The 21,611-nt window shown below is 44.4% G+C and carries 16 protein-coding genes; 5 read left to right on the top strand and 11 right to left on the bottom strand.

Annotated features, from left to right (window positions below; genetic code table 11):
• The first annotated feature begins 280 nt into the window (after positions 1-280).
• From IM676_RS08515 to IM676_RS08505, 3 genes are all read left to right on the top strand, one after another.
• A complete protein-coding gene (locus tag IM676_RS08515) occupies positions 281-427 on the top strand; it encodes a hypothetical protein (RefSeq protein WP_200989786.1) in 147 nt (48 codons plus the stop codon).
• Between the two features lie 369 nt (positions 428-796).
• A complete protein-coding gene (locus IM676_RS08510; RefSeq protein ID WP_200989785.1) occupies positions 797-3,019 on the top strand; it encodes an Rne/Rng family ribonuclease in 2,223 nt (740 codons plus the stop codon).
• Between the two features lie 7 nt (positions 3,020-3,026).
• Entirely contained in the window at positions 3,027-3,728 is a 702-nt protein-coding gene (locus tag IM676_RS08505; RefSeq protein WP_200989784.1) for a ribonuclease HII, read from the top strand.
• A 76-nt stretch (positions 3,729-3,804) separates the two neighbouring features.
• Here the strand turns inward: IM676_RS08505 and IM676_RS08500 are convergent, their stop codons facing one another.
• On the bottom strand, positions 3,805-4,434 hold the full coding sequence (locus IM676_RS08500; protein ID WP_200989783.1) for a DUF1997 domain-containing protein: 630 nt from the start codon (positions 4,432-4,434) through the stop codon (positions 3,805-3,807).
• Between the two features lie 89 nt (positions 4,435-4,523).
• On the opposite strand from IM676_RS08500, the gene pheA reads away from it, so the two are divergent.
• Positions 4,524-5,393 (top strand): prephenate dehydratase, encoded by an 870-nt coding sequence (gene pheA, locus IM676_RS08495; RefSeq protein WP_200989782.1) that lies wholly within the window; start codon positions 4,524-4,526, stop codon positions 5,391-5,393.
• Between the two features lie 88 nt (positions 5,394-5,481).
• On the opposite strand, the gene IM676_RS08490 is transcribed toward pheA, so the two are convergent.
• The 9 genes from IM676_RS08490 to IM676_RS08445 form a co-directional block, all read right to left on the bottom strand.
• Positions 5,482-6,129, bottom strand: a complete 648-nt coding sequence (locus tag IM676_RS08490; protein ID WP_200989781.1) for an LON peptidase substrate-binding domain-containing protein — start codon at positions 6,127-6,129, stop codon at positions 5,482-5,484.
• Positions 6,130-6,277: 148 nt separating this feature from the next.
• Entirely contained in the window at positions 6,278-6,595 is a 318-nt protein-coding gene (rpsJ, locus tag IM676_RS08485) for a 30S ribosomal protein S10 (protein ID WP_006196404.1), read from the bottom strand.
• A 228-nt stretch (positions 6,596-6,823) separates the two neighbouring features.
• The gene (tuf, locus tag IM676_RS08480; protein WP_200989780.1) at positions 6,824-8,053 is read right to left on the bottom strand and encodes an elongation factor Tu; all 1,230 of its coding nucleotides are present in this window, start codon (positions 8,051-8,053) and stop codon (positions 6,824-6,826) included.
• 22 nt (positions 8,054-8,075) lie between these two features.
• The gene (gene fusA / locus IM676_RS08475) at positions 8,076-10,154 is read right to left on the bottom strand and encodes an elongation factor G (protein WP_200989779.1); all 2,079 of its coding nucleotides are present in this window, start codon (positions 10,152-10,154) and stop codon (positions 8,076-8,078) included.
• Between the two features lie 141 nt (positions 10,155-10,295).
• The gene (gene rpsG, locus IM676_RS08470) at positions 10,296-10,766 is read right to left on the bottom strand and encodes a 30S ribosomal protein S7 (RefSeq protein ID WP_200989778.1); all 471 of its coding nucleotides are present in this window, start codon (positions 10,764-10,766) and stop codon (positions 10,296-10,298) included.
• A 386-nt stretch (positions 10,767-11,152) separates the two neighbouring features.
• Positions 11,153-11,536, bottom strand: coding sequence for a 30S ribosomal protein S12 (gene rpsL, locus IM676_RS08460; protein WP_200989776.1), 384 nt, complete (start codon positions 11,534-11,536; stop codon positions 11,153-11,155).
• A gap of 92 nt (positions 11,537-11,628) precedes the next feature.
• Positions 11,629-11,964 (bottom strand): HesB/IscA family protein, encoded by a 336-nt coding sequence (locus IM676_RS08455; protein ID WP_200989775.1) that lies wholly within the window; start codon positions 11,962-11,964, stop codon positions 11,629-11,631.
• A 301-nt stretch (positions 11,965-12,265) separates the two neighbouring features.
• Entirely contained in the window at positions 12,266-12,685 is a 420-nt protein-coding gene (locus tag IM676_RS08450; protein ID WP_200989774.1) for a phosphomannose isomerase type II C-terminal cupin domain, read from the bottom strand.
• A gap of 251 nt (positions 12,686-12,936) precedes the next feature.
• Positions 12,937-14,952 carry a phosphodiester glycosidase family protein gene (locus tag IM676_RS08445; protein ID WP_200989773.1) on the bottom strand — a complete coding sequence of 672 codons (2,016 nt, stop codon included), beginning with the start codon at positions 14,950-14,952 and terminating at the stop codon, positions 12,937-12,939.
• 838 nt (positions 14,953-15,790) lie between these two features.
• On the opposite strand from IM676_RS08445, the gene IM676_RS08440 reads away from it, so the two are divergent.
• Positions 15,791-20,455: a glutamate synthase-related protein gene (locus IM676_RS08440; protein ID WP_200989772.1), complete on the top strand. Its 4,665-nt coding sequence runs from the start codon at positions 15,791-15,793 to the stop codon at positions 20,453-20,455.
• Positions 20,456-20,557: 102 nt separating this feature from the next.
• On the opposite strand, the gene IM676_RS08435 is transcribed toward IM676_RS08440, so the two are convergent.
• Entirely contained in the window at positions 20,558-21,490 is a 933-nt protein-coding gene (locus IM676_RS08435) for a polysaccharide deacetylase family protein (RefSeq protein WP_200989771.1), read from the bottom strand.
• Positions 21,491-21,611 lie beyond the last annotated feature (121 nt).

Raw genomic sequence — 21,611 nt, 5'->3', positions numbered from 1 at the left:
CCTAGGGCATAGCTGGTGCTAATTGCCTTCGGCACTGCGATGTGCCAAATCGCGGAGCGTGGCATTAACCAAGTCCAACTTAGGGCATAATGGGAATTAATTCCCGTGGTTGGGTTAGAATCAGAACGAGAGAATTTTCACCGCGTGGCCATTCAGTGGACTAGTTCACTCCCCTAGTGATCAGGGAGCGAAAGCTATCTATAGCTATGCCTGGCAAAGCTATCGGAGGGTAGACTGAGCTAAGACTTGCGTTGAAGCTTCTGTGTAAGCATATAACATTGTGACTTCTAGAATTGTATCCAAAGACTTGGTAATGAAGACAGCTTACCGCTCTTCCCAGGAAATAAGCGAATGGCTACGCCACTCAAGCTATCAGCCTACTGCCGCTGAAGCTACTGTCGAAGTAGGTGTGAGACTTGTCTTATAGAAGCCACTCCCCCTATAGCTAACTTGTGAACTAGTAACTGAAAAAATTGGCGTCGTGGGCAACTCTTTCTCGATGTTTTTTCCAACAAATGCTGAATGCCTAATCTCTAGCTACCAGTGGTATAGCATCAAAAATCACCCATAGACGGTTGCCCTGATTCTTAAATGTTAACTTTAGTTAAACAATCAGCAGCCATTTGGGAATCATCACCGCGTGTAAACGCAACTCTTTATTCCGATGCTCCCTTTAATTTTGAGTCAACAAGTCACAATTTTTATGATCAGCAGCGCCTTTTGGAGCTGGCAGGGGCGAAAGGCAGGAAGAACCTCTAAGCTTCTGGTTGGCGCTGCCAATTTTTGAGGAAATTGAATGCCAAAGCAAATCATCATAGCAGAACAGCATCAAATTGCTGCCGTCTTTTCTGAAGATCAAATACAAGAACTCGTAGTCGCTACTGGTCATCATCAAATTGGTGATATCTACTTAGGTGTAGTAGAAAATGTATTACCAGGAATAGACGCGGCTTTTGTCAATATCGGAGACCCAGAGCGCAACGGATTTATTCATGTGACTGACTTGGGTCCATTGAAGCTAAAACGTACAGCAGCAGCAATCACAGAACTATTAGCACCACAACAAAAAGTGTTGGTGCAAGTCATGAAAGAGCCAACAGGGACAAAAGGTCCGAGGCTCACAGGTAACATCACATCACCGGGACGCTATGTAGTTCTCATGCCCTACGGTCGGGGGGTAAACTTATCTCGACGAATTAAAAGTGAAAGTGAGCGCAACCGCTTGCGTGCTCTCGCAATCTTAATTAAACCTGCGGGAATGGGTTTACTGGTGCGTACAGAAGCGGAAGGCAAACCAGAAGAAGCCATTATTGAGGATTTGGAACTGTTGCAAAAGCAATGGGAAGCCATTCAGCAAGAGGCACATTCAACCCGCGCCCCAGCACTACTGAATCGGGACGATGACTTTATCCAGCGCGTACTCAGAGATATGTACGGTGCCGATGTGAATCGGATTGTGGTAGATTCGAGCACTGGGTTGAAAAGAGTAAAACAGTATTTGCAGAATTGGAGCGGAGGTCAAACACCCCAGGGCGTGTTGTTCGACCATCACCGCGATCGCTCGCCAATTTTAGAATATTTCCGCATTAGTGCCGCAATTAGAGAAGCCCTCAAACCTAGAGTAGACCTACCATCTGGGGGCTATATTATCATTGAACCAACAGAAGCATTAACAGTAGTAGATGTTAACTCTGGTTCCTTCACTAGATCCGCAACAGCCAGGGAAACAGTGTTGTGGACAAACTGTGAAGCTGCTACGGAAATCGCTCGTCAGTTACGTCTGCGAAATATTGCCGGGGTAATTGTGGTTGACTTCATTGATATGGAATCGCGGCGTGACCAATTACAAGTTTTAGAACACTTTAATAAAGCACTCAAAGCAGACAAAGCTCGACCTCAGATTGCCCAACTCACGGAGTTAGGACTAGTAGAACTGACCCGTAAACGCCAGGGTCAAAATATTTATGAATTATTTGGTCATACTTGTCCCACTTGTAGCGGTTTGGGGCATATTGTGCGTTTGCCTGGAGATACAGAAACCCGACTGCCAACCACTGCTGAACTATCAGAGCGTTCAGATTTAGGCTCTGTTCAGTCTAAGGTCTCTTTTCCTAATAACGATAGCTATGGCTACGCCACGCAAGCTATCGGAAGAGTTCAAACACCAAGGATACCGGCGGTAAAGCCACGAGTTTATGAGCCTTTTGAGGAAGGTTTTGATGGATCACGTAGCCCAGCTATTGGGGATATTGATACTCCGATGAATCATCCCAGCTATCAAGAACCACGGGAGTTAAAACGTCGTGTTCGTAAGAGCAGCCCTAATAGATTTGGTCTCAATGGAGTCAATGCTAAGGATGATATACGTACTGTGGACATCAGTGGCGTGACTCCTGGTGGAGTAGGTTTTGACAATGATGTAGATATAGACTTAGGTGTTGAAATCCAAACATCTACTCCAGAAATCCCTTCTCCTTCCCTAAATAAATCCGGTTGGCAAGACAGAACCGGGCGGACTACTCGCGAGAAGCTCGAACCAATTAAACCAGTGGTGGAACCGCCAGAATTTAAAAATGTGGAAATGACCCCGGAAGAACAAGATGTGTTCGCTTTGATGGGGGTTTCTCCTTTGTTAAAGTTGGAAGAAGAATCTCAGGTCAAAAGTCCCAAGTCAGTAATTATTAATATTATTCCACCGGGACAGTTAGAGACTAGTGTGACGAAAAATCAAAATTTGATTTTTAATTCACAGGATGAAACCAATCATGAGTTGTCGCCACCAGAAAATAAAACCTTCAGTGTGGTGGATAGATTAGATGGTTTTGCACCCCAAGAAGAAGCCATAGGCATAGGGAGCGTAGTTGAAACTCCAGAACCTATTACTGATATCTTGCCTATGGACTTGGAGGTTCAGCCAACTGTTATTACACCGGTCAACAAAATCTCTACTGGTAACCGTCGCCGTCGCCGTCGTTCTTCTGCTCTAGAGTCTAACTCTTCTACAGATGAGGACAATTAATTCTGTTATGGAGGTAGAAGAAACAGTTTTAGACCCTGGATTCTTGAATTCGGGGGAGGCGGGTCTCCCCTTTTCACCTTCCCCTTTACCTCTGTCTTGTGACTTGGTGGCAGGCATAGATGAGGTGGGGCGAGGTGCATTATTTGGTCCGGTGGTGGCAGCAGCAGTGATTTTGCCTAGTTCTGCTGTAGCAAAACTCATGGTTGCTGGTATTAAGGATAGTAAAAAGCTTTCCAGTTCTCGCAGAGTTACACTAGCAGGGCAAATCTGTGATTTGGCGACCGACTGGACTATTGGTTGTGCTTCCAGTGCTGAAATTGATCAACTAAATATTTTGCAGGCAACTCTGTTGGCTATGAAGCGCGCTGTGCTCAAACTGAATGTACGGCCTCAACTATGTTTGGTTGATGGTAACCAGCCCATTAAAAATTTGCAGGTTCCTCAACAAACTGTGGTTAAGGGTGACCAAACTCATGTGAGTATTGCAGCTGCTAGTATTGTTGCGAAGGTTTGGCGTGACTCACTGCTCATACGTTTGGCATCAAAGTATCCTTTATATAATTTGGAGGAACATAAGGGCTATGCCACCCAAAAGCATTTGCTGGCGCTGCAACAGTACGGTCCATCACGATTGCATCGCAAATCTTTTCGTGGTTGTCAATTCGGCAGTCACTCAAGTGAGCCCCATAGCCTTGAACCTTTACTATAGAAGCTAGGGCTAGTTTGCTAGTTCTTAAATCAAGCTATTTGAGTAGCTTTAGAGAGGTTTTAGAGAAGGGAGTTAATCAATCTGGGTTGAGAATAGGGATTTCCCTGGGGCTGCAATTGCCGGCACTGCGCTGATTGCAATCAGCGCCAGTCTGGTCAATTAGGAGGGTTTCCATACCCTGTGATGCTACCCAGTGCTGGTAATCAGCTAGGAGTTGATGCTGTAGGCGTTGTTTTATGGTCATCAGTATACTTTTGAGTAAACCATTACCTGTGGCTTCTAGAATGGGCTGAGGTGTGAAGGAAAATGGGGGTGGTATATCTACTTCTACTTTTAGATCGGCTTTCCCTTGTAGGATGGTGATGTTGTTGCTTTCTTGGGGTGATAAATACCCTTGTAAATTTAATGACCAGCGCTGGTTGATGTACTCAAAGCCCAGGATTTGACTATTTAGCGATCGCAGCTGAATGGTTCCATGGGATTCTGCCCAGACTTTCAGGTCTACAATGGGTTGAATAGTCAGTGACATGAAGGTTAATGGACGCATTTTTAAGCGAAATACTTCTTCTGAAAGTTGGTGTATGCGACTATTATCTGTGAGGGCTTTGACCAGACGTTGGGGCTGACGCAGGTAGTGTTGGATCGGTATCTGCTGTGCTGGTACATTAATTCTTACTGTTTGACAGGCGGTAAACTGGGTAGCCATGAATTCAAAGCAATAATTGTTGAATTTTTCTATTTTTAATTAAATTATAATTTTATTTTTTTCTCTCAAATAATTTAGGACTAGAGTCTGTGACTATATCTATTGCTCATTTAGGACCTCCTGGCACTTATGCAGAACAAGTAACTGCTTTTTATGCTAATTGGCTGGCCAAGAAAACAGGTAATCAAGCTATGTTATGTCCATATTCGAGCATTTCCCAATCACTCCAGGCTGTTGCATCTGGAGAAACTCAGTTAGCTGTTGTACCGGTAGAAAATTCTATTGAAGGCAGTGTTACTATGACAATGGATACACTGTGGCAGTTGGATAGTTTACGAGTTCAGTTGGCTTTGGTGATGCCGATTGCTCATGCTTTAATTTCTTGTGCCAGTAGTTTAGATACTATTCAAACTGTTTATTCTCATCCACAAGCTTTAGCACAATGTCAAGGATGGTTGGCGCAGTTTCTCCCAAACGTGCAGCTAGTAGCGAGTAATTCGACTACCGAATCGCTACAACGGCTGGATGGAGATTTAACCGCGGCTGCGATCGCCTCCAGTAGAGCGGCTGAACTCTATAAATTGCCTATATTGGCTAGTAATATTAATGACTACCCTGACAACTGCACTCGCTTTTGGGTGGTGAGTCAATGGGTGGAGGATTTAGTCAAGATATCAGGAAGTGCTAGTTACACTTCCTTGGCTTTCAGTGTCCCGGCGAATTTACCGGGAACGCTACTCAAACCTCTACAGGTATTTGCTGGGTTAGGGATTAATCTTAGTCGTATTGAATCCCGACCCACAAAGCGCTCTCTGGGAGAATATTTGTTTTTTATTGATTTAGAAGCGGATGTGCAGGAAGAACAAATGCGATGCGCTTTAGCAAAGTTAACTGAGCATACAGAAATCTTGAAGATTTTTGGCAGCTATAAGATTCTACCCATCACAATTGGCTCCTAACTCGTAATTTAAAAAATACGAATTACGAACTACCTATGGCTAGGCCACGCAAGCTATTGGGTAGCGCTTCCAAAGCAAACGGCAAAAATTATGAATTATTAAAAGTGTCTTTGAGGACAGCGCGGGCTGCTAAGTGATTGCGAGTAGAGGTCAAAATTTCTGCTTCTCTTTCCAAGCGCAGTAAGGTATCTTGTGTCTCTAGTAATGCCTGTTGCTCTGATGGCACACCATAGAGATTACTTGCTACCCAGTAAGAAAGTTCTGTAGGTAGGTCGGGTAATTCCTCTGGTAGTTCCATATTTTGGTCAGTTAACTTAGCTGAGAGACGAACGACATCTCGTAATAGTTGTTCTACCTCTGCGGCTAGGGGGCGTAAATCTCGGGTTGGTGGCTGGTCTTCTAACCATTCTACTAACCCAACACGGTAAGGCTTTTCGCGGACGTATTCTAAAACACGAAACCTTTGCTGTCCCAAGGTTAACATTTTCATGCGGTCATCTGGCAGCCGTTGGTAATGAATGATTTCAGCACAGCAACCAATATTAGCGATTGTACCGTCAACTGGATCGACCATTAACACACCGAACCGGCGATCGCTCTCCAAAATCGTGTTCATCATGATTCGGTAGCGGAATTCAAAGATATGTAGGGGTAATGGTCTAGTAGGAAATAGAACTACTTCAGGTAACGGGAACAGAGGTAGTTCGCGAACTGCAATTTTAGAAGAGGATGTCATTGTTACCTTTGTATAAAATTAATTGTGAAATTTATTCTTCTCTGCTTTCCCCGTACTTTTCTGATATTCTATCATTTGTTTCCCAGCCAATAAAAAGCCCCGAGATAAATTTCTTCAGGGCTGGGTAAATATTACAGCATTAACCAAATTATAGTTTTACTTCAATATCCACACCCGATGGTAGATCTAGCTTCATCAGGGCATCGATAGTTTTAGAAGAAGGTTGGTAAATGTCAATAATCCGGCGATGGGTGCGGGTTTCAAAGTGTTCTCTGGCATCTTTATCTACGTGAGGCGATCGCAGCACACAGTAGATTTTGCGTTTTGTCGGTAGAGGAATTGGGCCTATAGCTGTAGCGTTAGTTCTGTTAGCTGTGTCTACAATCTTCTCGCAAGATGTGTCTAATAAGCGACGGTCAAAAGCCTGTAAACGAATTCTAATTTTTTGCTGCTGTAGAGTTGCCATCTTTAATTTTCTAGGTTCTGATGAATAATTATGACTTTTGTGAGAATTATTTGGGATGGTCACGGTTTCTGCCGACAGTGCCCAAGGCTATGGGGTCAGACTGTCACAATCCCCCTGATCCTAAAGCCCCAACATAGGTGATTACTCGAAAAAGCAATCAAAGAAGGAAGATAAAGGAGCACCGATAGTTTATCTACCAGCGCTCCTTGGTTATAGAACAAACAGGTGTTACTTCAGGATTTTGGATACGACACCAGCACCAATGGTACGGCCACCTTCACGAATCGCGAAGCGCATTCCTTGCTCAATAGCAATGGGGTTGATCAATTCTACTGTCATCTTGATGCGATCGCCTGGCATCACCATTTCTGCGGTGCTACCATCATCAGAAGTAAAGGATTTGATGGTGCCTGTGACATCAGTTGTCCGTACATAAAACTGAGGACGATAGCCAGCAAAGAATGGTGTTTTCCGACCGCCTTCTTTATCGGTCAAGACGTACACTTCACCTTCAAATTCAGTGTGAGGGGTGATTGACTTTGGTTGGGCTATAACCATACCGCGCTCAATGTCAGCCTTTTGGATACCACGTAGGAGCACGCCAGCGTTATCGCCAGCCATACCTTCTTCGAGACTCTTCTTAAACATCTCGATCCCAGTGACAGTGGTATTGCGAGTGTCTTTAATGCCCACTAGTTCAACCACATCACCGACCTTAACCTTACCACGCTCAATCCGGCCAGTAGCCACAGTTCCACGACCTGTGATCGAGAATACATCTTCCACCGCCATCAGGAAGGGCTTGTCTATAGCCCGCTCAGGAGTTGGAATATAGGAATCCACAGCTTCCATGAGTTCATAGATTTTATCTACCCACTGATCTTCACCCTTTTGAAGTTTGGGGTTAGCAGTCATGGCTTCCAGTGCTTTGAGACCGGAGCCAGTGACGATGGGGATGTCGTCGCCGGGGAAATCGTAACTAGATAATAGCTCCCGTACTTCCAATTCCACCAACTCTAGTAGTTCTGGGTCATCTACCATGTCTTCCTTGTTCAGGAACACAACCAGACTGGGTACACCCACCTGTTTTGCCAATAGGATGTGTTCACGGGTTTGGGGCATAGGGCCATCAGCCGCTGAAACCACCAGAATACCACCATCCATTTGGGCAGCACCAGTGATCATGTTTTTCACATAGTCAGCGTGTCCTGGGCAATCTACGTGAGCATAGTGACGATCACCGGTTTCATACTCAACGTGAGCTGTGTTGATGGTAATCCCCCGTGCCTTTTCTTCGGGTGCGTTATCAATTTGATCGTAGCCCTTACCTGTAGCTTGACCCAGCGCGGCTAGAGTCATAGTAATGGCTGCTGTTAGAGTAGTTTTACCATGATCAACGTGGCCAACTGTACCGATATTAACGTGTGGTTTAGTCCTTTCAAACTTTGCGCGTGCCATGAATGCTCGTTTCCTTTTTTAATTAAGCGTTCCCTTTACTTTTAGCTATGATTGCTTCAGCCACGTTCCGAGGTACTTCTTCGTAGTGGCTAAATTCCATTGAGAAGATACCACGGCCTTGGGTCTTGGAGCGGATATCAGTGGCGTAACCAAACATTTCTGCCAATGGGACTTTAGCAGTTACTTTGGCTAAACCATCATCAGATCCCATACCTTCAATTTGTCCACGACGAGAGTTAAGGTCGCCCATCACATCCCCAAGGAAGTTTTCGGGTACTTCAACCTCAACTTTCATCATAGGTTCTAATAGTACAGGAGAGGCTTTCAATACTGCCTCTTTCATTGCCATTGAGCCAGCGATTTTGAAAGCCATTTCTGAAGAGTCTACATCGTGGTATGACCCATCCACCAGAGTTGCTTTGACATCAATTAGTGGATATCCAGCTAATACACCGGATTCGCAGCTTTCTTTCATTCCTTGTTCTGCGGGTCCGACATATTCTTTTGGTACGACACCACCCACAATCTTAGAAACAAATTCAAAGCCTGTACCGGGTTCCCCTGGTTCCAAATCGATTACCACGTGACCGTATTGACCCTTACCACCACTTTGGCGAATGAATTTCCCTTCAATTTTGGAGACCGATTTGCGAATCGTTTCGCGGTAAGCTACCTGGGGCGCGCCAACATTGGCTTCTACTTTGAATTCGCGTAACATCCGGTCTACCAGAATTTCCAAGTGTAGTTCTCCCATTCCCGCGATTACGGTTTGGTTGGTTTCTGGATCCACACTGACACGGAAAGTGGGGTCTTCTTCAGACAGGGATTGCAGAGCTTTGGAAAGCTTATCCATGTCATTCTTGGTTTTGGGTTCAACCGCCACTGAGATTACAGGCTCAGGAATGAATAGAGATTCCAGAATTACTGGTGATCCCTCATCAGTAATAGTATCACCTGTTAAGGTATCTTTCAATCCTAGTGCTGCTCCCAAATCCCCAGCCCGCATTTCATCCACATCCAGCCGTTCATCTGCTTTTAGAATAACCAGACGGGAAATACGCTCTTTCTTATTTTTGGTAGCGTTGAGAACATAACTACCTTTCTTCAGAACACCAGAATAAACACGAACAAAGGTAAGACGGCCGTAGGGATCAGCCATAATCTTGAAAGCTAAAGCTGATAGAGGTTCTTGATCATCAGCTCTACGCTCAACCACCTCACCTGTGGGTAATGTACCTTGGATGGCTGGTACTTCAGTTGGGGCTGGCAGATAATCTACTACTGCATCCAGCATCAACTGTACACCTTTGTTTTTAAATGCCGAGCCGCACAGTACTGGGACAATAGTACCCGCAATTGTACCTTGACGCAGGGCAACACGGATTTCATCTTCTGTAAGTTCTTCTCCCTCGAAGTACTTACTCATCAGAGTGTCATTAGTTTCTGCTACAGCTTCTATCAGCTTGGTGCGGTACTCTTCTACACTGTCTTGCATGTCGGCGGGGATATCTGTTTCTTGGATATCTGTTCCCTCGTCATTGTTATAAATATAGGCACACTGACGTACCAGATCAACGATTCCTTTAAATTCATTTTCACTACCAATTGGTAGTTGAATGGCAATGGCATTAGCCCGCAGACGATCGCGCATTTGTTCGTGAACTCTGTAGAAGTTCGCCCCTGTGCGATCCATTTTGTTCACGAAAGCTATGCGGGGCACTTTATACCGGTCTGCTTGTCGCCAAACTGTTTCCGACTGGGGTTGTACGCCGCCCACCGAACAAAATACCGCGATTACACCATCCAACACACGCATGGAACGTTCCACTTCGATTGTGAAGTCAACGTGTCCTGGAGTATCGATAATGTTAATTTGATGATCTTTCCAACTGGTACTGATAGCAGCAGCAGTGATGGTAATTCCCCGTTCACGCTCCTGAGCCATCCAGTCTGTCACGGCTGTTCCTTCATGAACTTCGCCAATTTTATGAATTATGCCAGAGTAAAACAATATTCTCTCGGTTGTCGTTGTCTTGCCCGCATCTATATGCGCCGCAATACCGATATTGCGTACTCTCTCTAGCGGGATCGTACGTGCCACAGTAGCCTCCTATTATAGTTTTTGCCTCATGATATCTTGTATATTACTCTTTGTTAAGGTTCTATACTTCTACGGAAAACCGTATTTTTTTGTGGGTAGGCGATATACCGCCTTTATATCCACGATATACCCCTACTTGTCTTAGTAACGATAGTGTGCAAAAGCCTTGTTAGCTTCCGCCATCCGGTGTGTTTCTTCCCGCTTGCGAATTGCATTCCCGGTCTCGTTGGCAGCATCCATTAACTCATTAGCTAATTTATTTGCCATTGTGCGTCCGGGTCTAGACCTGGAAAATTTGACTAGCCAGCGCAAAGCTAGGGTTGTACCCCTGTCTGAGCGGACTTCCATCGGTACTTGATAGGTGGCTCCGCCTACTCGACGCGCTTTTACTTCTACTAAAGGTGTGGCGTTGCGTACTGCTCTTTCAAAAGTTTCCAGTGGCGGCGCGCCAGTGCGTTCTTCAATAGTTTTCATCGCATCATAAACCAGCCTAGCAGCCAGTGATTTCTTCCCATGACGCATCACCCGCCGGATTATCATGCTGACCAGGCGACTGTTATATACGGAATCAGGCGGAACTGGACGCCTTTGAATAACACCACGACGAGACATACTTCACCTTTAATTCGGATTTGTCAACGAAATTATATGCTATCAGACACTAGGTATATGGGCGGGTAAAGCCGCCGTATTCACTTTGTCTTGTTTTTCTACGCCAGTTCAGGCGACGACATCATAAACTTTAATATTTTAGATGTAACCGCTGCAATTGCCTACGGCACTGGCGATAGGTTAACCTGGCTTCAGCCATAGCCAATCGCTTGGCAGGATAATGGTTGAAATTACCTACTTTTACCTGCTTAATATAGGGTTTAGCGAGACTGAGTGGCAACAGAAATTACCACTATTGAGCTATCGGCGCTTTTTCCACCATAGGAGCCTACTCATGTATGGCTTACGCCACGCTACGCTATCACAGACAACTAATCGCCTACTTCCTATTTCTTACCTGCCTTCGGGAGCTTGGTTCCATACTTGGAACGCCCTTGTTTACGGTCTTTCACTCCAGCTGTATCTAGGGTTCCACGGATAATGTGGTATCGCACACCTGGTAAGTCTTTCACCCGTCCGCCACGAATCATGACTACTGAATGTTCTTGCAAGTTATGACCGATACCTGGAATGTAAGCTGTGACCTCAAATCCTGATGTCAGTCTTACCCTGGCTACTTTACGTAGAGCGGAGTTAGGCTTCTTAGGTGTAGTTGTGTATACCCTTGTACAAACACCCCGACGTTGTGGGCATTGCTTTAGGGCTGGAGATTTGGTTTTCTGACGCGCTTTTTCGCGTTCGGTACGTATTAATTGCTGTATTGTTGGCATGAGTTACAGCGCGTAAAGCTGCTTAGAGGTCTAACTTTTAACAAATCCTGATTATATCTTTTTTTGGGTTTTTATGTCAAACTGATATTTATTTAAACTTTGGGTGCAATGATAGAGAAGGAAATACCACAGCCGCAAGTCCCTATGGACTGAGGGTTGTGGAAGCGAAAACCACCACCCATTAAATCTTCTGAATAGTCCAATGCCAAACCATTTACATAATTCAAGCTTTCCTCATCTATGAGAACTTGAATCCCGCTGACATCAAAAACGCGATCATTACTCGTCACCACTTGGTCAAAAGACATCTCATAAAACCAACCAGAACAGCCCCCCTCCTTAATTGCTAATCTCAACCAAGAATCTGCCTGCTGTTTAGACTTTAATCGCCCAATTTCAATGATTGCGGCTTGACTCAGATGAATCATAGAATTAGTTTTAACAATAAATATCCCATTTTAAAATATTTCTGATATTTCCAGTCCCAAAATTAGGAGGACAAAAAATATTTTTGTGATTTTTACTAGAGTCAAATCACATCCTAAGTCATCATACTCTGCTAATATTGCATCTTTTATTGATTAGTGAACAATTTTCATATCTGAGCAGGTGAGGAAAAACAGTAGTCCCCGCCTTAATTCAGACGGGGGTAAAGTTTGGTGTAATTAATGCCGACGGTTGGCCAGAATATTCAGTGTATTATACAAAAATTCGCCATCTGTGGCAGTTTTAACTATCCTGACGGGCATAGTCATCTTGATAGCGAATAATATCATCTTCACCTAAATATTCACCATTTTGGACTTCAATTAACACTAAAGGAATCACTCCGGGATTCTCTAGACGATGGGATGTACATTGAGGTACATAGGTTGACTCATTGTTTCTCAGTAGCACCTCTTGATCTCCACAAATAACCTTAGCCGTGCCAGAAACAACAATCCAGTGTTCGCTGCGGTGGTGGTGCATTTGCAGACTGAGGCGCTGACCGGGCTTGACTTCTATGCGTTTAATTTTGTAGCCTCGCCCTTCTTCCAAAACTGTAAAAGAACCCCAAGGGCGCAGCTCAGTTGCAGCAATCCCTTTATTCGAGCTGGCGAAGGGTAAAGATAGATGATTAGTTTGTGTGGTTTCTGGAAATTGCGCCATAGTTACCTCAGTTGGTCTACATAAAAAACGGTTATAAATCCTTGGGGAAGCGTACAACCTTGATACTTGCACCTTGCCAAACATAGCAAAATTCAAATAGGTTGGCTCAAAGATAACCCCTGAAAGCAGAAGTTCTATACCAACTCTTCACACCACAAACCGGAGGGATGACCTGAAGCTCAAAAAAAATATGGGTTACTGCTGATGAGCAGTTGAAAAACTAGAATTTTTCCCCTTGGTTTGGCTGCTCCCTACTGTTGTAAGAAAACCCCAATCCCATTGTGGACACGTCCAGCAGTATTAGTCGAACGGTCAAGTAGTTGTCCTCCTAAATAAAGACTGGTGGAACTTCCACCGTCTAAATTCAGAGCGTTGACACAACCAATATTCTTCATTAATTGGGCGTGTTCCGCCAGAGTGGGGCCATGTCCGCCAGCACGATTGTGTACAGCCACAATAATGACAGATCCCCTTGCTGTTGTGCAAATAGCACTGCGAGCCGCTTTTTGTGTAATAAAAGCCGGACTAAATCTTTCGCTAGCAGCATCCAGGACAATTCGATTATTTTGTACCAAAAGGGGACCGCCTCCCATAATATGGGGATAGCGGTAAAAGTTGGGGGAATTGGTGGCGCTGGTAATGCTGACTGGTGTGCCAACAGGTAATTGTGATGCCGCTGTGGTAGCATTGGCACGTAAGGTTAATAGGTAGCCGTCTTGGGGAATGGTAAATGTTTTTTCACCGGCTTTACCACCTGGTAGCTGATTTGTGACTCGGTTTTGTTGGACAATAATAATGATTTCATTATCCGTTAGGGGGGTGTAGCTAGTTCCCCAGGTATTAGTGTAACGAGCAATACCAGTCTGCACGTAACCACTATTTAAAAATAGAATCGGCAACCTTTGATTATTGCCAGTGATTAAACTTTCTTCTAAACTCAGACGACCAAAGTAAAATTCCCCGGAGTCATTCCAGGCGATCGCCCCCCTGTTAAGAATCGGACCTGATAGCCACTGACCATCCCGACGAATCGCCCCCAAAGGTAAACGATTATTACGGTTAAAAAAACCAGCATTAATAGCCGCCACAGCCAAAGACTGCTCTGCCATTTGGATGAGTGGCGCTGTACCGGTTTGGCTGCTCCTGTCAGTCCCAATGGGTTGTAAACGTAACCCATTTTGACGGGGATTAATATCCAACCAAACAACAGGAAAGCGTTCCGTACCTAAACTGACAAATTCCTGTCGCCAGCGCAATCCTTCAGCCCAGTTAATATCTCGTTGTACCAAGGCATCGGTACGCAGATCAATCACTAGGCGGTTGGGATCTGCTAAGGTCATGATCTGGGGAGCCATGCCAAAAGGTACACTCAGACTAATAATTGTGCGGTTATTAACTACCTCTAATTTTCTCACTATTGATCTGTCCACCCTACCCCCATGAGGATTTTCTGGGGTTGGTGATGTTGATGGGGCGTAGCGTTGGCTTAAACCAGCATCGGCGATCGCATCTACAGACACTACCCACTCCCTATTGGGTGGTGCTGTAGATTCGGCTGATGTTTCATTGGTGATATTTAGTCCTTGGGAGATTTGCCAAGGTGATGGACGATCTAAATCTAAGACAATGCGAGCCGAATGAAAAGGCGGATGACTAACCCCTGATGACTGGGGTCGAGTAGTTATCGGTTGTTGACTCTGACGAATGTTTTTGATTTGAGCCTTTGGGGTAGCGATCGCCATCAGATTACCATTAGCTTCCAACTGCCAACCTACCCTTTGAGCAAAATCAGTAATATCCATATAGCGATGGCCTTGCAGCAGTCTGGTGGCTAGAACCATCGACTGATTTGATGAGAACCACTCAACTGGTTGTTTAGCTGCGCTGCTACTGCTCAAAAAGTCCATACCCATGAACTGCCTGAGAGCACCGTCACTCATCAGAGTTTTTACCCGACCATCTGCCCCTATCTCTTGTAACCAAGCTCCTGGTAAAGTACGACCATTGAGGATAATTTGCTTACCAGACCCTAAGACTCTGCCTGTAGAGGTGCAGCAGGGTGAATTTTCCCCACCAGGGCTGGTACTTACGGAGGATTCTATGGCTCTACTAGACCAGTTAGTACATAAACAGAATATAGTAATTATGACGACCTTTGGTGCTAAAGACTGAAACCCTTGTATGAAGGGTAGCTGCAGCCAGCTTTGATTAGTGCTGTCGGCAATAGCACTGTATTGTTTTTTACGGCGATGCCACATTTTGATCATATTTTACCTGATACAGGTGATAGCTTGCTTGACTTAGATATAGACTACTGGCGGCGCAGTAAGTTTGGCAGGAATCTTAAGAAAGAGTGATTTCATTTTGGTACAAACGTGATATTATATAAATTGGCTATCTATCTCTTGTCAACTTAAAAAGTAATCACACCACTAAAAACACTATTACCAAGTGTTGAAATGATCACTGTTTTTCAGTCTGACTATATAAAAATGTAGTTGGATCACTCAAAAGGCAGTGAAAATATTTAATATTCACGTATGGTTGCTATTTGAGTGGGGTCTGCCTTCTAGTAAGGTAGATAAGATCGGCATCAAACAATAAAATATATACAACCACAAATATTTGAGCAATTGTCAAATGTGTATGTTGTATAATACGCTGATTTTGGAGATGAACCAGGATTATTCCCCACTTTAAAACTCAGTTGTGTTATGGGTACGCCTACAAATGTAGAGACGTTCCATGGAACGTATGTACTTAAACCCTAATTTTCATTTGGGAATAGAAACTGGAACCAAAAAATAGCTTGACAATATCAACCCAAAGTATAAGAAAAAACCGCAGGTATTTACACGAGGTGAAAGAAGAAAAACCCGTTGTAGAAATTTACAACTTTTACAAAGTGAAAGTTGTAACTAAATGCCGGTGATTTATATATTTCCCAGGTAAAACCATTTCTCCCATCGTCTAAGATTGCTTCTCCCACCGAGAGTCCGCGTCAAAGACTAGGGTACATGCTTACGATAGCGTAGCGTTGCGTAAGCCATATTCTTCTCACAAATATTGGCAACATTTGTGACTAACCATCTCACGGAACAGTCTATGAAAGATAAAGCGATGCATCAATCACAAACAAAGAATTTCTCAGATATTAAAACTGTCAAATCATTAGATGGCCCAAGGTGGTTAGTAGAAGAACGAGATGCTTGTGGTGTAGGTTTTATTGCTCATCGCCGTAATTATGCCAGTCACGAAATTGTGACAAAAGCTTTAGACGCTTTAACCTGTTTAGAACACCGTGGTGGTTGTAGCGCTGACCAAGACTCCGGTGATGGTGCGGGAATATTAACAGCAATTCCTTGGGAATTGTTCCCAAAAGACTATTCCCAGGAAAATGTGGGGGTAGGAATGTTATTTTTACCCCAAAATCCCGAGATAGCGGCAAAAATTAGAGGTATAGTTGAGCAAATAGCCACCTCTGAAAAATTAACCGTACTGGGTTGGCGAGTGGTACCAGTACAACCTAACTTGCTGGGGATACAAGCAAAGGAAAATCAACCCCAGATAGAACAAGTTTTTCTAGCATCAGCAGACAAAAGTGGGGATGAACTAGAAAGAGAACTATATATCACCCGCCGGCGAATTTTCAAAGCTACTCAGCATATTTCCGAAGAATTCTATATTTGCTCTCTGTCCAATCGGACAATAGTCTATAAAGGCATGGTGCGCTCTGCCATCTTAGGAGATTTTTATCTGGATTTAAAGAATCCAGCCTACAAAAGCGCCTTTGCCGTTTACCATCGCCGCTTTAGCACTAATACTATGCCCAAGTGGCCCCTAGCTCAACCGATGCGTTTATTGGGTCACAACGGCGAAATTAACACCTTGTTGGGTAATATTAACTGGATGATGGCACGGGAATCTAGCCTGAATCACCCAGTATGGGGCGATCGCTCCCAAGAATTCAAGCCCCTAGTTCATATCGACAACAGCGACTCAGCTACTTTAGATAACGTTCTGGAATTAATGGTACGTTCAGGACGTAGCCCCTTGGAAGCCCTAATGATTATGGTTCCAGAGGCATACCAAAATCAACCTTCTTTGCGTCAATATCCAGAAATCATCGACTTTTACGAATATTACAGCGGACTGCAAGAAGCATGGGACGGTCCAGCACTGTTAGTATTTAGCGATGGTGAAAAAGTTGGCGCAACACTAGACCGTAATGGGTTAAGACCAGCTCGTTATCTGATTACCAAAGATGATTACATCGTTGTGGCTTCTGAAGCAGGGGTAGTGGAAGTTTCCGAGGCCAATATTCTGGAGAAAGGTAGACTCGGACCAGGACAAATGATTGCTGTGGATTTAGTCAATCATCAAATCCTAAAAAATTGGGAAATTAAACAATACATCGCCCAGCAGCATCCCTATGGGGAATGGTTAAAACAATACCGCCAAGAACTCAAACACTTAGTAAGTGAGGTTTTTCCCAACGGAAATGGTCATACCAGCACATCTAAAATTTTCAGTGGCGAAAGCAGTGATGACCAAACCCTACTGCGTCATCAATTAGCCTTTGGGTATACCACAGAAGATGTAGAAATGGTAATTCAACCCATGGCCGCTGAGGGTAAAGAACCGACTTTCTGCATGGGGGATGATATTCCTTTAGCTGTGCTGTCAGAAAAACCCCACCTACTGTATGACTACTTCAAGCAGCGTTTTGCTCAAGTGACAAATCCAGCCATTGACCCCCTACGGGAAAGGTTGGTAATGTCCTTAAATGTGGAACTGGGAGAACGGGGAAACTTATTAGAAGTTAAACCAGAACACGCCCGCAAACTCAAGTTAGAATCCCCTGTGTTGATGGAGACAGAACTAGAAGCGATTCGGCTATCAGGGTTTGCAACAGCGGAATTATCAACCTTATTTGCGATCGCCCCAGGGCCTGATGGGTTAAAAGATGCTGTCCAGTCTTTACAATCACAAGCTGCAGCATCTGTCAAGTCTGGCGCCAAAATTCTGATTTTGAGTGACCGTGCTCTAGAAGTAGAAAATGGCATTAGTGCTGAATATACTTACATTCCTCCCTTGTTAGCGGCAGGTGCGGTACATCATCACCTGATTCGGGAAGGATTAAGAACCCAAACCTCCTTGATTGTCAATACAGCTCAGTGCTGGAGTACACATCATTTCGCTTGTTTAATTGGCTATGGTGTTGACGCGGTTTGTCCTTACACAGCTTTGGATACCGTCCGCGACTGGTGGTGGAAACCCAAAACCCAAAACTTTATGGAACGGGGTAAAATCAAGCAGATTACCATAGGAGAAGCTTTAGAGAATTATCGCCAAGCAGTAAACTCCGGTTTACTCAAAATTCTCTCAAAAATGGGAATCTCCCTACTCTCAAGTTATCAAGCAGCACAAATTTTTGAAGCCATTGGTATCGGTGGGGATTTATTAACCTTGGGATTCTGTGGTACAACTTCCCGCATCGGTGGGTTAAGCGTCAAGGAATTAGCACAAGAGGTGCTTTCTTTTCATCGCAAGGCTTTCCCGGAACTGACCGCTAAGAAATTAGAAAATTTGGGTTTTGTTCAGTATTTCCCTAAGGGAGAATACCATATGAACAACCCAGAAATGGCCAAGGCGCTCCATAAAGCCGTGGATGGTAAACAATATGACCACTACGAAGTTTACAAGCAACACCTCCAAGGACGACCAGTAACAGCCTTGCGTGATTTGTTGGACTTCCAAAGCGATCGCTCACCCATTCCTTTAGAAGAGGTAGAATCAGTCGGTGAGATTGTCAAACGTTTCTGCACTGGTGGGATGTCTTTAGGCGCATTATCACGAGAAGCCCATGAGACTTTGGCTATAGCCATGAACCGCATTGGTGGCAAATCTAACTCTGGGGAGGGTGGCGAAGATCCAGTACGGTATAAAGTGCTAAATGACGTAGACCCATCCGGTAAATCACTGACTTTACCTCATTTGCATGGCTTGCGCAATGGTGACACAGCTTCTAGTGCTATTAAGCAAGTTGCATCGGGACGGTTTGGGGTGACACCAGGATATTTAAGCAGCGCCCAACAAATTGAAATCAAAATCGCCCAAGGGGCAAAACCCGGTGAAGGTGGACAACTACCAGGAGCAAAAGTTAGTCCTTATATTGCTATGTTAAGGCGGTCTAAGCCCGGTGTAACCCTGATTTCACCCCCACCCCACCATGATATTTATTCCATTGAAGATTTAGCACAGCTGATTTTTGACCTGCACCAAATTAACCCCACAGCACAGGTATCTGTAAAGCTGGTAGCAGAAATTGGTATCGGTACTATTGCGGCGGGTGTAGCTAAAGCTAACGCCGATATTATTCAGATATCTGGTCATGACGGTGGTACGGGAGCCTCACCACTGAGTTCTATTAAACACGCAGGTTCACCCTGGGAACTAGGGTTAACTGAAGTACATCGTGTATTAATGCACAATGGCCTACGCGATCGCGTGATTTTGCGTGTAGACGGTGGACTAAAATCTGGTTGGGATGTGGTCATGGGCGCTTTGATGGGCGGTGAGGAATTTGGTTTTGGTTCCATCGCCATGATTGCCGAAGGTTGTATTATGGCCCGCATCTGTCATACTAATAACTGTCCTGTGGGTGTTGCGTCTCAAAAAGAAGAACTCCGCAAACGGTTTACAGGAATGCCAGAACATGTAGTCAACTTCTTCTATTTCATCGCTGAAGAAGTTCGCCATTTATTAGCAAGACTCGGTTACCGCTCTTTATTAGAAATTGTCGGACGGGCTGATTTATTGACCCCACGGGAGGGGTCAAAAGTTAGCAAAACTCAAGCACTCAACCTCGACTGTTTACTACAGCTCCCAGATGCTAAAAATAACCGTACCTGGTTACTACATGAAGAAGTCCACAGTAACGGTGTGGTGCTAGATGACCAATTACTGGCTGACCAGGATATTCAAAGGGCGATCGCCCAAAATACCACTGCTACCAAAACCCTGGCGGTAGTTAACACCGATAGAACAGTGGGAGCACGGTTAGCCGGGGCGATCGCCTCCCGCTACGGTGACAGTGGTTTTGAAGGACAAATTAACCTCAACTTCCAAGGTAGTGTGGGGCAAAGCTTTGGTGCTTTCAACCTCCCTGGGATGATTTTGACCTTGACAGGAGAAGCTAACGACTATGTGGGTAAGGGGATGCACGGTGGTGAAATCATCATCAAACCGCCAGCTGATGCTACCTATGCACCATCACAAAATGTCATAGTTGGCAACACCTGCCTTTATGGTGCCACCGGTGGGGTATTATTCGCCAACGGTTTAGCCGGTGAACGCTTCGCTGTACGTAACTCCAAAGGTATGGCAGTTATTGAAGGTGCAGGAGACCACTGCTGTGAGTACATGACCGGTGGTGTGATTGTTGTCCTGGGGAAAGTAGGACGTAATGTCGGCGCCGGGATGACTGGCGGATTAGCATACTTCCTAGATGAAGACAATTCCTTCCCAGAGTTAGTCAATCCAGAAATCGTTAAAATCCAGCGCGTCTTAACAGAAGCAGGTGCAAAACAATTGCAAGAATTAATTAGAAATCATGGCGATCGCACCGGTTCACCAAAAGCAAAAATGATTCTGCAAAATTGGTCAGAATACCTGCCTAAATTCTGGCAATTAGTACCACCTTCTGAAGCCGAAACTCCAGAAGCAAATCCCCAAGCTGTTATGGAAAAACAGTTGAGTTCAGTTTAGTTATCAACAACATCCCAACTTTTCCCAACAGTTGAAAGACCCTAGAGACGTTACTAAGTAACGTCTCTACATCTGGTAATTTAGATGGCCTAGCCATAAGCATTATTTTTTGTTTGCCAGCAACCTTTGATTTTTGTCTTCCATGACTAAAAGTTCTGGAATAGTGACAAAACTATAACCCTGCTGTCGAAACTTACTAATAATTTCTGGTAGAGCCTGCACAGTTCGGGAGCGATTTCCTCCCCCATCATGCAACAACACAATACCCCCTGGTTGGGCATTTCTAAACACATTATTAACTAAGTTCGGAACACTGGGTAGGGAATAGTCTAATGAATCCGACGACCACAGAATAATGGCATACTGATTATTTCTGGCATAAGCAGCTACTCCATTGTGCATAATTCCCCCTGGTGGTCTAAACAAATTAGTCTTAACACCAGTAACTTGATAAATTATCTCTGTTGTGTGGTTAATTTCATAAGCAGCCGCATTGGGATCCATATAATGGTACCAATGGTGCCAAGTATGATTACCAATAGCGTGACCTTCAGCAATCACCCTTTGTACTAGATGGGGATAATTCTTAACATTCTGCCCAACAACAAAAAATGTAGCTTTAATATTATTCTTTTTGAGAATATCCAGCACTTGTGAAGTGGTTTCCGGCCAAGGACCATCATCAAAGGTCAGAGCAATGACTTTTTGATCTTGATTGACTTTCCCCGCCTTAATAGTTGCTCCTTGAAAGGGTAGTGGTGCATTAGAGGTAACACCCTTAATATTTGCTTCTTGCTCCCAACTAGTGAGCATCGCCGCCTTTAACTGCTCAATGCGCTCCTGAGTACCAACTTGAGCAGCAGGTAAATTATTTATATTTATACTTCCTTTGCTGTGACCAATAGCTACGCCACGCCAGCTATTAGATGCATTGGGCTTGATGAATAACATTAAGCTAATGCTGAAACTAGCACTCAAAAGAAGCAATGCAATTAGTATTGCTTGCGGCCACAAAAAAGTCTTGCTTTTTGCCACTTCATAGCTCCTTCAAGGGTAGAACTATCAGTTATAGTTGTGACGGTGGTTTCATAACAGAATTGGTTATAAATACTAAATGCGCAGACTTTTATTGGTATTCATAATTTTTAGCTAGAGA

This window comes from Anabaenopsis elenkinii CCIBt3563 (assembly GCF_015245355.1).
Lineage (GTDB): Bacteria > Cyanobacteriota > Cyanobacteriia > Cyanobacteriales > Nostocaceae > Anabaenopsis > Anabaenopsis elenkinii.
The sequence above is the reverse complement of the archived record's forward strand: the minus strand, read 5'-3'. Positions and strand labels throughout refer to the sequence as shown.